Source organism: Blautia sp. HA8986, from assembly GCF_056504635.1.
On the sequence record NZ_JBWLUQ010000003.1, the window covers coordinates 533,005 to 547,503 of the forward strand.

Annotated in this window: 15 protein-coding genes; 9 read left to right on the plus strand and 6 right to left on the minus strand. The window is 46.6% G+C overall.

The genetic code is table 11. The annotated features are described in order from the left end of the window. The first annotated feature begins 12 nt into the window (after positions 1-12). Together AC04Q4_RS17195 and AC04Q4_RS17200 are read left to right on the plus strand one after the other, a co-directional pair. Positions 13-939 carry a hypothetical protein gene (locus AC04Q4_RS17195; RefSeq protein ID WP_476389398.1) on the plus strand — a complete coding sequence of 309 codons (927 nt, stop codon included), beginning with the start codon at positions 13-15 and terminating at the stop codon, positions 937-939. Positions 940-941: 2 nt separating this feature from the next. After that, on the plus strand, positions 942-1,142 hold the full coding sequence (locus AC04Q4_RS17200; RefSeq protein ID WP_349935838.1) for a transposon-transfer assisting family protein: 201 nt from the start codon (positions 942-944) through the stop codon (positions 1,140-1,142). A 116-nt stretch (positions 1,143-1,258) separates the two neighbouring features. On the opposite strand, the gene AC04Q4_RS17205 is transcribed toward AC04Q4_RS17200, so the two are convergent. The 4 genes from AC04Q4_RS17205 to AC04Q4_RS17220 all read right to left on the minus strand — a co-directional run bounded on the left by AC04Q4_RS17205 (position 1,259) and on the right by AC04Q4_RS17220 (position 4,438). Beyond that, entirely contained in the window at positions 1,259-2,152 is an 894-nt protein-coding gene (locus AC04Q4_RS17205) for a BRO-N domain-containing protein (protein ID WP_423730360.1), read from the minus strand. 111 nt (positions 2,153-2,263) lie between these two features. Beyond that, positions 2,264-3,592, minus strand: a complete 1,329-nt coding sequence (locus AC04Q4_RS17210) for a relaxase/mobilization nuclease domain-containing protein (RefSeq protein WP_476389374.1) — start codon at positions 3,590-3,592, stop codon at positions 2,264-2,266. After that, a complete protein-coding gene (locus tag AC04Q4_RS17215; RefSeq protein WP_186582389.1) occupies positions 3,553-3,882 on the minus strand; it encodes a plasmid mobilization protein in 330 nt (109 codons plus the stop codon). The genes AC04Q4_RS17210 and AC04Q4_RS17215 overlap by 40 nt, the downstream gene beginning before the upstream one ends. Before the next feature lie 199 nt (positions 3,883-4,081). Beyond that, positions 4,082-4,438, minus strand: a complete 357-nt coding sequence (locus AC04Q4_RS17220; RefSeq protein ID WP_002584957.1) for a helix-turn-helix transcriptional regulator — start codon at positions 4,436-4,438, stop codon at positions 4,082-4,084. Positions 4,439-4,836: 398 nt separating this feature from the next. Between AC04Q4_RS17220 and AC04Q4_RS17225 the strand changes: the two genes are divergently transcribed. The 6 genes from AC04Q4_RS17225 (at position 4,837) to AC04Q4_RS17250 (ending at position 9,600) form a co-directional block, all read left to right on the plus strand. Then, positions 4,837-5,022: a cysteine-rich KTR domain-containing protein gene (locus AC04Q4_RS17225; protein ID WP_003431289.1), complete on the plus strand. Its 186-nt coding sequence runs from the start codon at positions 4,837-4,839 to the stop codon at positions 5,020-5,022. A gap of 16 nt (positions 5,023-5,038) precedes the next feature. Beyond that, positions 5,039-6,022 carry a 23S rRNA (adenine(2503)-C(2))-methyltransferase RlmN gene (gene rlmN / locus AC04Q4_RS17230; protein ID WP_002584956.1) on the plus strand — a complete coding sequence of 328 codons (984 nt, stop codon included), beginning with the start codon at positions 5,039-5,041 and terminating at the stop codon, positions 6,020-6,022. A 473-nt stretch (positions 6,023-6,495) separates the two neighbouring features. Then, on the plus strand, positions 6,496-6,933 hold the full coding sequence (locus AC04Q4_RS17235; protein ID WP_002604474.1) for a sigma-70 family RNA polymerase sigma factor: 438 nt from the start codon (positions 6,496-6,498) through the stop codon (positions 6,931-6,933). Further along, the gene (locus AC04Q4_RS17240) at positions 6,917-7,159 is read left to right on the plus strand and encodes a helix-turn-helix domain-containing protein (RefSeq protein WP_476389375.1); all 243 of its coding nucleotides are present in this window, start codon (positions 6,917-6,919) and stop codon (positions 7,157-7,159) included. The genes AC04Q4_RS17235 and AC04Q4_RS17240 overlap by 17 nt, the downstream gene beginning before the upstream one ends. A 453-nt stretch (positions 7,160-7,612) precedes the next feature. Continuing rightward, positions 7,613-7,792, plus strand: coding sequence for a hypothetical protein (locus AC04Q4_RS17245; protein ID WP_005927535.1), 180 nt, complete (start codon positions 7,613-7,615; stop codon positions 7,790-7,792). Positions 7,793-7,890: 98 nt separating this feature from the next. Continuing rightward, positions 7,891-9,600 (plus strand): recombinase family protein, encoded by a 1,710-nt coding sequence (locus AC04Q4_RS17250; protein ID WP_476389376.1) that lies wholly within the window; start codon positions 7,891-7,893, stop codon positions 9,598-9,600. 32 nt (positions 9,601-9,632) lie between these two features. On the opposite strand, the gene AC04Q4_RS17255 is transcribed toward AC04Q4_RS17250, so the two are convergent. Both AC04Q4_RS17255 and AC04Q4_RS17260 read right to left on the minus strand, forming a co-directional pair. Beyond that, positions 9,633-12,323: a histidine kinase dimerization/phospho-acceptor domain-containing protein gene (locus tag AC04Q4_RS17255; protein WP_476389377.1), complete on the minus strand. Its 2,691-nt coding sequence runs from the start codon at positions 12,321-12,323 to the stop codon at positions 9,633-9,635. Between the two features lie 43 nt (positions 12,324-12,366). Beyond that, on the minus strand, positions 12,367-13,068 hold the full coding sequence (locus AC04Q4_RS17260; RefSeq protein WP_173737492.1) for a response regulator: 702 nt from the start codon (positions 13,066-13,068) through the stop codon (positions 12,367-12,369). A gap of 466 nt (positions 13,069-13,534) precedes the next feature. On the opposite strand from AC04Q4_RS17260, the gene AC04Q4_RS17265 reads away from it, so the two are divergent. Next, positions 13,535-14,365 carry a radical SAM protein gene (locus tag AC04Q4_RS17265; protein ID WP_347708305.1) on the plus strand — a complete coding sequence of 277 codons (831 nt, stop codon included), beginning with the start codon at positions 13,535-13,537 and terminating at the stop codon, positions 14,363-14,365. The last annotated feature ends 134 nt before the right edge of the window (positions 14,366-14,499 follow it).

Here is a 14,499-nt window from a genome sequence, read left to right on the forward strand (position 1 = left end):
AAATTTGAAAATATGGATGTGATCGCTGCGCTGGAAGCCATTATGCACCAGAACACCGCATACTATCAGAGCGATTTTGCCTTTGACATCAAGATGCTGCGGGAAGCAGCCCGCAGCGACCAGCCGGAAGATAAGCTGTTGTTGTGGCTGTCCCGGCCCTCTGGAACATTCTGCTTCCGGGAACGGGATGTGCTGCTCGAAGATACCCAAGCCTACAATACATGGAAATTTTGCGGTGAACAGACCCATGACAGGATTCTTGCCTATGCGGTAGAGCTGACCGGCATAGCCAACGGAACCGTGCAAGGCAATCTGTATGAATTGGACTATCAGCAGCATTTCCAGCACATCCGGGAAGCCGCCCTGCCCGTGGGTGCCAACCGTCTGATCTACGAAAGCGGGATGCGGGAGATTGGCCCGAAAGAGCATTTCGACAGTCGCCCGGACAAATATTTCGGGGAGTTCGTGCGGTATGAAATGCAGCCCCGTGACCCGGAACTTCTGCAAGCGGCCATCCGTCAGGAGCAGCGCAGCCGGGAATCTGCACAGCCCGGTGATTTCAAAGAACACCTTGCGGCATTGCACACCGGGCTGATCGAGGCCGAGACGCAGCGTATCGCGGCAGATATGAAGCGGCTGGCTGCTCCCAACAGCCCGGACAAGAATCGTTTTATGGTGGAGGTATCGCCCTACTTCACCAAACTGGCATCCAGTCTGGATACGGACCAGTTGCTTGCCATGCTACCGTATAAATCTTTACATCTGTCCAGCGTAAAAGACCGTTTTGGCATCTACGCGCTGATTGACAAAAACGAGAATCGGAATAAGGGCATCCGTAAGCCCCGTGCTTCCGTCCGCAAGCAGCTTTCCGAAACGAAACAGACCGCCAGCCCGATAAAGGCATCGGCCCGCGGAAAACAGTACGAAATGGAGGTCTGACTATGAATTTTAGCGTGGAAGAAGAAAATTTGATCTGTATGTACCACACTTCTGACCGCCGCCGGACGATGGCGCGGATGATGGCCGCACTGCCGGACATGGACACGGAAATGCGGCGGTTGGCGAATGGAACTATTGCAAAGTTAGAGCGCATGACGGACGCCGACTTCGATGGACAGAGGTTCGATTTTGCGGGTGAGTGATACCGCCAGCTCGACAATGACACATTATTTTTAGAGAAAGTAATGTGCCATTGGCAACACAGAAATAGCCGGACACGGTAGCCTTGTGGCTGCTGTGTCCGGCTATTTTTCATGTATCAGTCTTTATCTTTTTTCTCGGTGGGATTTTCCGGCAGTTCGGCGGCATCTTCTACAACGTCGGTCACAAGCTGCTGGAAGTCAAACGCATTTTTTTCTGTAATAACGGGCTTGCCGGTTTCCGCTTCAAGTGCCTGCCGCGCAATGCCGGCCACCTTGCCGCCGCGTTTGGCAACCTGCTTGTTTTCTTCAAAGGTCTGCGGCTTTGCAGTCTTGGAAATATCCGTGGTGGAGGCTTCGGCCAGCATCGTCAAAACAAGTTCCAAATCGGTCATGTTGTCCCGGAGATTTTCTTTTGTCAGGCCTTTCAGCCGCTTGTACTGCCCTGTGGTCATGCCAGACCATGCGCGGGAAATTTCATCGGTCAGGATGGCGTACTCCTTGCCTTTTTGCACCCCGCGCTTCTTCCATTCGTCTGTCAGTTCGTTTCGGATACGGATTGCCAAAAGCCGCTGGTGAATCCATTCTTCGGAGTAGCCTTTCTTCAAATAGGTATCAAGCGCACGGTCAATGGCCTGCTCCGGGTCGATTGTTTCCTCAATGCGTTCTTTGCCTACCATTGCCAGCCATGCCTTGAACGGTTCAGCTTTCGGAGATGGGATTGACTGGATGATGCGCAGGAGCTGTTCAGTGTTAGCGACATCCGTTTTGCGCTTTTTGCCGTCAGGAGCGGTCATTTTCAAACCATTACAATTTGTAATGGTTTCATTTCCTTCGTCTTTAAGGCGCTTTTTTAGAACGCGCCAATAGTTCTGTGGGTCTGCGCTGTCAGTCAGAACAGCAATCACATCAACGATGGCAAAATACCATTCTTCCTTTTCTGCATCCCATGCAGTGCGGATTTTCTGATCTTCAAAAAGCTGGATAGAGCTGTTATCGTTCACTTCTGCCATAGAGGGTTCCTCGCTTTCGTTGTCTAGTTCTATTTTACATGATTTCGGATGGAAACGCCACCCGGTCTAAGCGTTTGTGGTTCAAAAATCCGAACAATATTTTGTGCAAATTTACCGTTCCTGCATCTGCTCCTTTCCCGGCGTTGTCCGTAGGATGCCGTCCACATTCTGCTTGATGATGCCATACTCCTGCATCTGGCGTTTGACTTCGGCGTACTGCTGTTGCAGTTGGTCTTTCTGCTCGGCCAATAGCTTATACTCGGCTTTCAGGGCGTAGAGGTCAGGCAGTTTTGGGAAGCCCTGCTCTTTCAGGGCCTTGGCTGCGGCCTCATAGAGAATCAAGGTGCCTTCGTGCTTGCGCCGGAACTGCTTTTTGTCAGCAGCCTGCTGATATTCCTGCACCAGTGGGCGCAGTTCCTTACAGGTGGTGACATCCTTTATCAGCACGGCCATTTCAGCAAGTCGGCGCTCTGCTGCTTTCAATGCGGCGGCAGCTTCGGTGCTGGCGGCGGTGATCTCGGCCACCCGGCTTTCCAAATCCGGGTAACTATCAATTTCATGCTCCGTCAGGAAGTTCAGCGTCCGGGCAGCCTGTTTCAGATTGTGGAGTTTTGCCCACTTCTCATACCCTGCGGACTGCTGGGCCTTGATGCTGCTCTCCAAATCAATCCGCAGCGAAATTTTATGGTTTTCTTTGGGCTTCCGCTCCGCAAACCGCCCTTTGATGCGCTCGGTGATAGCTTCCTCGGTGTAGGCTTCGCCCAGCGTTTTGCAGCGGGTGAACCGTTCCTGTCCGGGTGCACGGAACGAAACATACTTGCCACGCTTGACCTCGTAGCCCTGCTCCTGCAGGAGCAGCAGAAAATCGTCAAAATCCTTGGCCTGCGGGATGGCTGCATCTATGGCGGCTTTCAGCTTTGCCTTCCAACTCGTGCCCTTGCGGTGCGCGTCCCACTCGGCATAGCTCTTGCCCCTGTCTTGGCCGGGCATTACCACGGACAGGCCATGTTCCTTACACAGCCGGTCGCTGATGCGCCGGATGTAGGCATAGCTCTGCCGGTTAGAAACATATTTGCGCTGATTCACCATGTCCACAGCGCAAAAGATGATGTGGTTGTGGACGTGCCCTTTGTCAATGTGCGTGGTCAGTACATACGGGTATTTGCCTTGCAGGACTTCATCTGCAAGCTGCCGACCAATCTGGTGGGCCTGCTCCGGCGTGGTTTCTCCCGGCGCAAAAGACTGTATCAGGTGGTGGGCCAGATTGTTGCCTTTCTGCATGGCCTGTGACAACAGCAGTTCAAATTCGATGTCGGCGGTTTCATAGGCGCAGGCAAAGGAGGACACCAGCATTTTTTCATCGGTCTTGGCCGGATTCTCGATATAGTCCAGTGCCTTTTTCAGCGTTGACTTGATAGGATGTATCTTTGTAATTGCCATATCTGCGCCAATGCTCCCTTGATGTCCGCAATATCTTGTGTGTACAGCGGCCCCATGCTGTTCAGCCGCCGTGCGATCTGATTGACGTTGACACCAATCTTCTGCAATTCGGCGGTCTGCGCCCGGATGTCGGTGGTGTCGATGTGGACAACATATCCGTCTATCAGCATCTTCCGGGCGTATGCAGAAAAATTCCGTGTGTGCAGCAGAGCCATCCTCTGCCGGATAAGTTCCCGTTCCTCCGGCGTCACTGGAACACGCAGAACAATTTTTCGGGTTCGGTTCGTCATAGTTTCACCTCGTTTCTTGGGGGTCTGGGGTACTCCCCAGCAAGCATTTTTGCCGGGAGTGGCTACACTCCCTATGCTTGCTATCTACTCCATACCCCCACCGAAAGGCGGTATTTGTTGCGCGTTCCTTTGATTTTGGACGCAAAAAAAGATTGCAGCCGCCATGCGCTGCAATCTCCCGATTTCTCATATTGTGAGGTTAATCCTCTGCTTTTTCGACTTCCGTTATCTCCCTTGCTGTTGCGGTTACAATCCGTATGCCTTTATCGCTCATACCGTCCAGCAGCGCGTCAAGCTGCCGCCGCCCGGTGGATTTCTCCGCATTGCTGTTCGGGAAGAAAAATTGATCTACCGAAATATGATACCGGGTTACAAGGTCATAGAATACCTGTAAACTCGGCTGTTGTCCCTTGTTCTCGATATTCGCAAGGTAGCGCGGGGAAATATATAACTCGTCGCTTACCTTTTTGCGGCTCTCGCCGTATTCATTTCTCGCGGCTTTTATAGCTGCCCCGAAAGCCTTAAAGTCGTACAATGGTACGGGTCTTTTTGCCATTTTCATTCACCCTGTTACATTTTACAGTTCACCTTTCTTTTTGGATATGTCCACACAATTCATATCATTAGGTTAAATACTTCCTGTTGTGTATTGACAGTAGACTGATTTTCTGATAAAATAAAATTTATGTAAAAGGAGGCGGCGTTTATGTTGCATAGCATGCGTATTAGATAAGCATTGAAAAAAAGGATTTTCCCATTTTCAACATGGGCTTTTTTGTCATGCTTATTTTGCGGATGCTATACAAAAAACTAACGACGTATAGATATAGTATAGACATAGTGCAAGCTATGCCTTAGTTTTGTTGTACTGCTCTGTGCATTATAAATGCAGGTCAATGCTCATGTTGATGATTGACCTGCATTTTTTTGTGTAAAAAGGACGAGTGAAATATAATGCTTAAAAAATATTGGATAAAATGTCCGATTTGTAACGGAAAGACGAGAGTTCAAGTATTTCATAATACTGTATTAAAAGATTTTCCTCTTTTCTGCCCTAAATGCAAATTGACGCATATCATTGATGTAGAAAAATTAGAGATTGTAATCAAAAATACAGAAAAACAAACTTTTATTATTTAGAAGAAAGGATATAAAAATGAAACGTTTACCTAAATATACGCCTGCGGAAGTACGGAATGATCCATACGGATTTACTTACAAAGAAATGTCGGAAGTTATTGGCGAGAATGAAGCAAAAGCCTTATATGAAGAATTATATAAGCAATTACCACGCAAAAAAAATCTATCAATGTTGGTAAAAAATATTTGCAAAAGCAGTGATACTGAAAAGTATGTTTACGAACTGAAAGACAACAAATACATTGAAACGGTTTTTATCAAGCGGCGAGATGGTGGAACTGTTTGCGTGAGCACACAAGTCGGTTGTCCTGTTGGTTGTATTTTTTGTGAGTCCGGGCGAAATGGCTTTGTTCGTAATCTAACATCGTCAGAAATCGTACAACAGATTATATTGTTGCGTCGAAAAGTAAACCGTATCGTTTTTATGGGTATGGGAGAGCCTTTATTCAATTATGACAACTTGATAAAAGCAATCCATATTCTCCGAGATAGATATGGGCTCAACTTTCCAACCGACGGCATTACCATATCAACAGTTGGTCCGGTCGATCAATTAAAAAAATTGCGCGAGGAACATCTTAAAATTCAGTTGACAATATCTTTACACGCAGCAACACAATCTGCAAGAAATCGTATTATTCCTCACATGCGCATATATGCTATTGAAGATGTTGTTAAGCAAGCCTTATCCTATTCTGAAAGGCATAATCGCAAAATTGTCTTTGCGTATTTGCTTTTACCGGGTATAAATGACCGGCCCTCAGATGTAAGACAACTTGCAAAATGGTTTCGGGGCAAAAAAGTTATGATTAACGTGTTACAATACAACCCAACAAGCAATTCAAGAATTAAAGCACCACAGAAACGGGAAATAGTTGCATTCAAACATCAATTAGAGCAAGCAGGACTTGAAGTTACTATGAGAGTTTCTCATGGCAGAGAGATTAACGCGGCTTGTGGACAGTTAGCTAACACATATAATAAATTCAAAAAAAAATGATTAAAAGTGCCAGACGCATAGACGCAGAGCCGATAACGCATTAGGTCAAAAAACCTATGTGTTATCGGCTTTTTTATTTAATATTGCGCAAAAGCCGCTGTTCCCTATTATAGAATGGATTGCGGGTAGTGTATTAAAGTCGCCCTTTTTTAAGGATACGGCGGTATCGGGGAGGTATCGCCGTGTCCATTTTTATTTACTGTAACCCGCCTAATGCTTTGCGGTCAAAAAAAGCTATGCTCCGCAAGCGGGATATTCCGGCTATGAATGTGAACTGTCAATACATTTAGCTACTGCTTACATTTCCTTTGCGCCCGTCCGCGTCTTGCGGACGGGCGCATTTTGCTTTTTTCAACTTTTTTCTGAAAAGCGCACTCAAGAGCCATCTCCCGAACGGGTACGGAGCGAAAGGGGCAGAGAGGACAAGCCCTTAACTCCCGTCCTCTACTCCACGCGGGAAGGAGGTGAACTCTATGGAGCTATCTTCTTCCGACAAGGAAAGAATACAACATCAGTACGACGCATTAGCAAAGAAAACTTTGGTCGGCGAAGCGAAAAGCCACCGCCGCACTCTTGCGAAACGCGCAGCACGCGAAGTTACTTTTTCGGATTTGAGCGAAAGCGAACTCGCGCAGCTTTTCACAACGGACGAATACGAAAGCGATTATTTCCGTTTTCAAGTGTCCGGCTTTGATGTACTCGTCAAAAATGAACTGCTTGCCGAAGCCCTTAACGCTTTGCCCGAAAGGAAACGCGACATTATCCTTTTGTCCTACTTCTTGGATATGAGCGACGCGGAAATTGGCGAACTGCTGAATGTTGTACGCACGACGGTTTTCCGGCACAGGAAATCCGCGCTTGCGAAAATCAAACAGTATTTGGAGGGAAAAGCAGATGATGAATACCGTTAGGAAGTCTGAAAATCTGTTGCCGTTCCCTGTCATTTCCGCAGCGGCAAACGGCGACACAACCGCCATGTGCGCGATCTTGAAGCACTACGAGGGTTACATAGCGAAACTTTGTACCCGCACGCTGAAAGACGACGCGGGCAATACCTATTCCTATGTGGACGAGGAAATGCGTAACAGGCTGCAAGTGCGCCTTATTACCCGCGCCCTTGCTTTTCATGTAGGATAATCTTTTAGCCCATGCGGGGAGCGTGTACCCCTTTCCACGCTTCCCGTTATGGGCTGTTTGTCGTTCCGTAAAAGCATATCGGAAACGGTATGCTTTTACAGGCTGACAAAGCCTTATTGTTCCTTGATAAAGAAAGCCCGCAAGATAACGGCGGTGCATCATAGGGCAAACGGATACGTTGCTGTCTGTATCGAGCCGGACGGCGGGTGCGCCACGATGCTTTTCTTTGAAAAGTGGAGCGATCACCACCACGCCGCAATGCAAGTGCGGCTGCTTGCGGGCCATGACATACAGGCAGGCTGATACTCCCTTGCCGTCAAAGTCCGAGCGTTCAGAGCGTCGCAGGCAATGAGTAGGGCTGCATGAGGAATGCAGGGGTGAGATTCCCGTGGGCTGCTGCCAGCAGCCATCCGTTGGCTTATTTTTTGATTTTTAAGAAAGGGGATTTTTACGATGCAAGCGAAAAAGACAAACCCTGAAAAAACAAAAAATCCAGAGATGCTTACTCTGGATTCGACTTATCGTATTGGCAATCGCTCCTTTATCGTTGAGCCGGTGTTCAAAGAAGAAAGCTCCCAGACCTTAGGAGAAGTTCTTCTCCGGCTGATGAAATCCGAAAGCGAAAAATTATAATGACCTTTCGGGAGGCAGCGGACAGAGAAAGCGGATTGTGTTATAATATAGGTGTACAAGTAAATTTGCTATTCGACTGTCCCAAGAAAGGAGCGAGTATGAAACAGTCGAGTAACAAGAAATCCCGTGAAGCAACCGCTTTTCTCTATGAGCGTCTTTCCCGTGATGATAATTTGGAGGGCGAGAGTTACAGCATCGTCAACCAAAAGAAACTGCTCACCAAAGTTGCAAAGGAAAAAGGCTATACCAATCTGGTTCACTTTCTGGATGATGGCATTTCCGGCGTGACCATGAACCGTCCCGGTTTCGTTGAAATGATGCAGCAACTTGAACAAGGGAAAGCCGCCGCTGTGTTCGTCAAAGACCTTTCCCGTCTGGGCCGAAACTATATTGAGGTCGGACGGCTGACAGAAGAATTTTTCCCGGACCATGACATCCGACTTGTTGCCGTTTCGGACAACATCGACACGGCCGAGGGAGAAAACGAACTGGCACCCATCCGAAACCTGTTCAATGAGTGGTATGCCCGCGACATCAGCAAGAAACGCCGTATCAGTAATAAAATCAAAGGCAACTCCGGCGAACCGATGGGACTTCCGCCCTATGGGTATATCAAGGACCCGAACAATCCCAAGCATTGGGTCATTGATGAAGAAGCTGCACAAGTTGTCCGGCGCATTTTTGATATGACGTTGGAGGGCTTTGGCACGGAACAGATTGCCACCCAGTTTGAAAAGGAAGGCATCCTGACGCCGCAGGCCTACTGGATTCAGAAAGGCATCGGCCGTCCCGGAAGGAGCAAGATACGGCCCGCTACCAAGTGGAATGGCTCCACGATTACCCATCTTCTGTACCAGCAGGAGTATTGTGGTGATGTTCTGAACTTCAAAACCTACTCCAAGTCCTACAAGAACAAGAAGCGGATTCATAACGACCCGGAAAATTGGGTGGTGTTCCAAAATGTTCACGAACCCATTATTGAACGTGCCGTGTTTGAACAGGTACAGCAGAAGCGTGGAAAGATGCGCAAACGCCGTACCAGCAACGGAGAACACAATATGTTCTCCGGCTTACTTGTCTGCGCAGACTGCGGCTGCAATCTGCACTTCCACTTCAATCAGGGCAACCCGGAAATCAAGTATTTCAACTGCTCCAACTACAAGGGCAACCGTGGTACCTGCCAATCCACCCATTACATCCGTGTAGACTTTCTGGAAGAAGTGGTGCTGGGCGAAATTCGGCGGCTGACCAAGTTTGCCAGCCTCTATGAGGACGACTTTTTGAAGGCTGTTATCGGGCACTCCCAGCAGGCGGACGAAGCCGACCGCAAGCTGAAAGAGAAAGAGTTGAAAGCACTCCTTGCCCGTGATGAAGAACTGGACGGCCTCTTTGAGCGCATCTATGAGGACAATGTTTCCGGCAAAATCTCTGACGAACGCTTTTCCAGAATGTCCCGGAGATATGAGGACGAGCAAAAGGAGCTGACCGAGAAAATCAAACAGCTCCGCTCCGAAATCGAAAAGCAGAGCAGCCGTACTATGACAACGGATATGTTCATCAGTCTGGTTCGCAAGTACACCAGAGCAAAAAAGCTGACACCCCGGATGCTGAATGAACTGGTGGAAAAAATCGAAGTGTTCAATGCAGAAAAGGTCAATGGTGTATGGGAGCAGCGGCTCCGCATTCACTACAACTGCGTGGGCACCATCGAGATTCCAAGCGCACTTCCTTTGCCGACACCCGATGTGTCGGTGAATACAAGAAAAGGCGTAGTTGTGAACTACGCCCCCTGTGATGTCGCTATTTAGCAAATAAAAAAATAACGAATGTTCTTTGACAGCTAAATGCTGTAAGAACATTCGTCATGTTCTGATTTGATAAGCATATCAGATGATGTTGGCTCTGATTTCTTTTTCATGGGGAATTTCAGGCATACTTTAAAAAGGTCTCCGTCCAGATAAAGCTCAAATTTTCCTCCCTGAAGCTCAGTAAGGCTCTGGGCAATGGAAAGGCCGAGTCCGCTTCCTTCGGTATTTCTGGCAACATCGCCGCGGATGAAACGTTCGGTCAGTTCTTCAGCAGGAATGTTTAATGGCTGTGCAGAAATATTTTTCAGCGTGAAGATAACCATATTGTTTTGAAGAAGTACCTCCGCATAGACACGGGTGTTTTCCATGGCATATTTCAGAATATTACCAAAAAGATTTTCAAGGATGCGCCACATTCTCCGTCCGTCTGCATAAATTATGGCAGGAGAGTCCGGGAAATGGGTCATCAGCATCAGATGATGTTCTGAAAAACGTTCTTCGAATTCGCCCATTACCTGATAAAGCATTTCTATAAAATCCAGATCAGCCATTTCCAGGGAAAGGTTGCCGGTGCTTGCTTTGGAAGCTTCTACAACATCCTCAGTCAGACTTTTCAGGCGATGTGCCTTGGAATCCAGAATTTCAAGATAATTGAGAACTTCCGGATCAGTGAAATTTTTTCTTTTCAGAAGATCCACATAATTGATGATGGAAGTCAGCGGTGTTTTCAGGTCGTGGGAAACATTGGTGATCAGCTCTGTTTTCATACGCTCATCTTTGAGGCTTTTTTCCACGGCTGCATCGAGACCTTTGCCGATACGATTGATATATCGGGCCATTTCTTTCTGATCACCGCGAAGATTTTCTTCCGGAATCTTGTAGGAAAGTTCGCCGCCCGTGATCCGTTTCAGTCCGTCAAGGAGAAGTTCCCGTCCAAGTGCAACTTTGTACATCCAGAAGAAAGCTCCCAGATCCAGTGCGAAAAGCAGAAAAAATATCAGAAACCATCCATCAGATGCAGGAATCATGACACTGAGGAAAAATTCAAGAAAAAGAAATACTCCAAGCCCCAGTACCATGCGGATCCTGCTGATCGTATTTCTGGAAAAAAACAGGATCAGATCACCGGTTTTATGAAAGCCCAGTCCAAGAAAATGCAGGCATTTTCGTAAGAGACTGTTTTTCCAGAGAGTGCGGGCCTTGATACGCCGTACCAGACTTAAGTAACCGATCCAGAACAGGCAGGAGATCAGGAAAACAATCAGGCCTGCAATGATGGCGGAGACAATTTCGTTATATGTGCTGTACAGGAGATTCATTCCTGTGATGAATACACCAAGAGCCGGAATACATACAAGTCCTGCTGCTATTTCCGTATAGATTTTGTCAAAAGCGTTCAGGTGTGTTTCTGAACTGCCGTCAGCAGAACCTTTTCTGCCGGTATGGACAGTAAGCCAGATGAAATCTATGAGAAAGAGCAGGACACTAAATATACAAACTACAGCTGCCGGGATAAAAGCTGTCCGGCAATACCGGAAATTTTGCTGTGCAGTCCGGATGGAATCATCTACAGGAAGGCTGGTATCGTCGATCCAGGCCAGGAAACTGCAATTATCATCATATGTGGAGGTTCTGAGAAGGCTTATCCATTCGGCAACAGAATGACTTGCATTATCGGAAATATTCAGATTTGTAAGACCGTTCTGTGCATCTTTTTCGTTTGCAGCAGTGTCATTGACATTGAGCTGAACATATGGTTTCTTGTTGGAAAAACCGGAAATTCCGGTCAGGTCGGACGAATATGCTGCATCTGTATTTGTATAAATTTCTTTGGTGGTGTTATTGGTATAGGCATAACGAATGTTGGATTTATTGCTGCTGTACGAATCTAATGTCTGGGAAGATGATGTCCAGTCGGAAAAAAGCTCCCGCACATTATCCAGCTGTTCCAAAGCATCTGTGAGAGTACCTTTAAAATTCCGGGTTTTTGCTGAGGTTGAATTCATATAGTCAAGGAGGCTGTCATAGCCTTCAGGGGCACAGTGAATCTCAAAAACCGGAGTAAGTGCATTTGCAACATCTGTGTAGACTATATTTCCGTTTTTATCTGTGATATTTTTCAGAGGCTCCTGTGATGCAATGCCGTAATCAGCGTATTCTGATTTCAGGGAGGAAAGAATTCGGTCTGTCCACTCGCCCTGGGAGATTTCCTCAGCTTTCAGAGCCCCGGAAGCGGCATTTAATTGCAGAGAGCCGGTATTCAGGGCTTTTACAAAATCTGAGTAGTACATATATTTGGTCTCTTTTTCCGGTGTGGTAAGACTCAGAACGATCCAGTCATCACTGTAATGAATATCCTGTAAGCTCCATTCCCTGAGCTCTTTGAAAGAATAGGCAAGACCGGAGGTGTTTTTAAAGGTGAGCGTATCCCCGTTATAAAGTTCGCCAAGGTCGATACAGGTGTTTTCGTTTGTTGCATTCAGAATTTCCTGTGCAGAGATACCACACAAAATATCAGAAGCTTTTGAATAAAAATCATCATAAAACGTTGAAGACTGGAAATAATCCTTTGTTTTCAGATCATTGAGGGAGCCCATGTGGATTCCTGCCTGAATCGCCAGTATACCTGAAAAGACTATGACCAGTGGTAGGAAAAGTCCAAGAATAAGAGCGAGAACGCGCGAAAAAGAGCTGCTGCGTTTTGTATGTTCAGGTGTGTTCATAATACCCCTTTCTGAAGTATGAGGACTTCATGTGCCGGTGAACCTACCGGCTAAGTTTTTCAATTTTGTAGCCTAAGCCCCAGACAACTTTCAGATAACGTGGTTCCCTGGGATTGATCTCAATCTTTTCACGAATGTGTCGGACATGGACGGCAACGGTGTTGTCTGCAGCCAGGGCGTCTTCATTCCAGATGCTCTCATAGATCTGAGTGGTGGAAAAAACGCGTCCCTGGTTTTTCATGAGGAGAAGGAGAATGTTGTATTCAATAGGTGTCAGGCGTACCGGTTCGCCGTCTACCAGGATCTCTTTTTTGTCGTCGTTTACTGTGAGACCTCCTGTTGTGTAGATGTGCTCCGATGGAGTCGGTGCTGCAGCACCAAGCTGTGTGTAGCGCCGCAGCTGGGATTTCACTCTGGCGATGAGCTCCAGAGGATTGAATGGTTTTGTGATATAGTCGTCTGCACCGATGTTTAGTCCGAGGATTTTGTCGGTATCTTCGGATTTGGCAGACAGGATGATGATCGGAAGCGGATTGCTCTCACGGATTTTTACAGTTGCCCGGATGCCGTCAAGCCGGGGCATCATGATGTCGATAATAAGAAGATCAATGGCCTGGGTATTCAGGATATCCAGTGCTTCCTGCCCGTCATAGGCTTTCAGAATATGATAGCCTTCCTGTGTGAGATAGATTTCGATTGCTTCCACGATGGCTTTATCGTCATCGCAAACAAGTATATTAGCCACTTTTTTGTACCTCCCTGATGATGTTAGAATAGCAGCGCCAAATTAAGACGAAAGGGGTAAAAATCTTAAGATTTCATGAAATTCCGATAATTTCCGTGAATACTGTTATTGTACTATAATGGGGATGGAGTGTAAATAAGGGGATACTGTTCACTGACCATATTTTGCGGGGCATTTTGGAGATGATCGTGAGGTATGCTATTGGCCATGTAGGGAACAGTAATGAAATGGATTTTGATCACTTGAGAATACCGGAAGCAGTGTGATAAACTATAAAAAAATTGTGTTGATATAGTAAACAGGAGATATTAAATTGACTTTGGATAACAGAATAATAACAAAAGAATTAACAAATAAAATAAAAACAACGTCCATAAAAACTTCAGCAGCGAGCTTGTCTTCCTGCACCCTTTGTCCAAGAAACTGTAAAGCAGACAGAAACAGCAGGAAAACAGGTTTCTGTGGTGTGGACAGTACAATCTATCTTGCAAGAGCAGCCCTTCATATGTGGGAAGAACCCTGCATTTCAGGAAAAAAAGGTTCCGGTGCGGTTTTCTTCTCAGGATGTGGGCTTCGGTGCTGCTTCTGCCAGAATCATGATATTGCCATTGGAAGCAGAGGGCTTCCGATAACAGTGGAACGCCTCAGTGAGATATTTCTGGAGCTGCAGGAAAAAGGTGCTGCCAATATCAATCTTGTAACAGGAGCCCACTACGTACCGCAGATCGTGCAGGCTCTTGACATGGCCGGAGAGAAAGGAATGGATCTGCCGGTAGTATATAATTCCAGCGGATATGAAAAGCTTGAGACATTAAAATTTCTGGAAGGGTATGTGGATGTATATCTTCCGGACATGAAATATATGGAATCAGAGCTTGCACAAAAGTTCTCCCATGCGGCCGATTACCCGGAAACAGCGAAAGCAGCTATTGGAGAAATGGTGCGTCAGACTGGTAAATGTGAATTCGGTGAGGATGGCTATATCCGAAAGGGAACCATAGTCCGCCATCTGATTCTGCCGGGACATACAAGAAATTCCGTAAAAGTACTGAAATATCTTCACGAAACTTATGGTGACAATATTTATATCAGCATCATGAACCAGTACACACCAGTCCGTACATTCGATTCCTGTAAGGAATTAAACAGAAAAGTAACAAAAAGAGAATACGAAAAAGTTCTGGATGCTGCAGTAGATATGGGAATAAAAAACGGATTCATACAGGAAGGGGAAACAGCCTCAGAAAGCTTTATTCCTGATTTCGATTACGAGGGAGTAGAAAAAAATATCCCATAAATGGAAGGAGGCCGGTACTTTCGTACCGGCGCGTATGAAAAAGAAAAATATTTATAGAAAGCTCATCGCTTTCTATGGATAATAATATACAGGATAAATGTGAAAAAAATGTGAATACCATTTGAAAAAAATGT

Excerpts from the sequence above, each read along its gene's own strand:
- AC04Q4_RS17200 (WP_349935838.1), top strand. The coding sequence starts at position 942 with ATGAATTTTAGCGTGGAAGAAGAAAATTTGATCTGTATGTACCACACT.
- AC04Q4_RS17195 (WP_476389398.1), top strand. The coding sequence starts at position 13 with ATGGATGTGATCGCTGCGCTGGAAGCCATTATGCACCAGAACACCGCA.
- AC04Q4_RS17210 (WP_476389374.1), bottom strand. The coding sequence starts at position 3,592 with ATGGCAATTACAAAGATACATCCTATCAAGTCAACGCTGAAAAAGGCA.
- AC04Q4_RS17215 (WP_186582389.1), bottom strand. The coding sequence starts at position 3,882 with ATGACGAACCGAACCCGAAAAATTGTTCTGCGTGTTCCAGTGACGCCG.
- AC04Q4_RS17235 (WP_002604474.1), top strand. The coding sequence starts at position 6,496 with ATGGAGCTATCTTCTTCCGACAAGGAAAGAATACAACATCAGTACGAC.
- AC04Q4_RS17225 (WP_003431289.1), top strand. The coding sequence starts at position 4,837 with ATGCTTAAAAAATATTGGATAAAATGTCCGATTTGTAACGGAAAGACG.
- AC04Q4_RS17220 (WP_002584957.1), bottom strand. The coding sequence starts at position 4,438 with ATGGCAAAAAGACCCGTACCATTGTACGACTTTAAGGCTTTCGGGGCA.
- rlmN (WP_002584956.1), top strand. The coding sequence starts at position 5,039 with ATGAAACGTTTACCTAAATATACGCCTGCGGAAGTACGGAATGATCCA.
- AC04Q4_RS17205 (WP_423730360.1), bottom strand. The coding sequence starts at position 2,152 with ATGGCAGAAGTGAACGATAACAGCTCTATCCAGCTTTTTGAAGATCAG.
- AC04Q4_RS17255 (WP_476389377.1), bottom strand. The coding sequence starts at position 12,323 with ATGAACACACCTGAACATACAAAACGCAGCAGCTCTTTTTCGCGCGTT.
- AC04Q4_RS17240 (WP_476389375.1), top strand. The coding sequence starts at position 6,917 with ATGATGAATACCGTTAGGAAGTCTGAAAATCTGTTGCCGTTCCCTGTC.
- AC04Q4_RS17250 (WP_476389376.1), top strand. The coding sequence starts at position 7,891 with ATGAAACAGTCGAGTAACAAGAAATCCCGTGAAGCAACCGCTTTTCTC.
- AC04Q4_RS17245 (WP_005927535.1), top strand. The coding sequence starts at position 7,613 with ATGCAAGCGAAAAAGACAAACCCTGAAAAAACAAAAAATCCAGAGATG.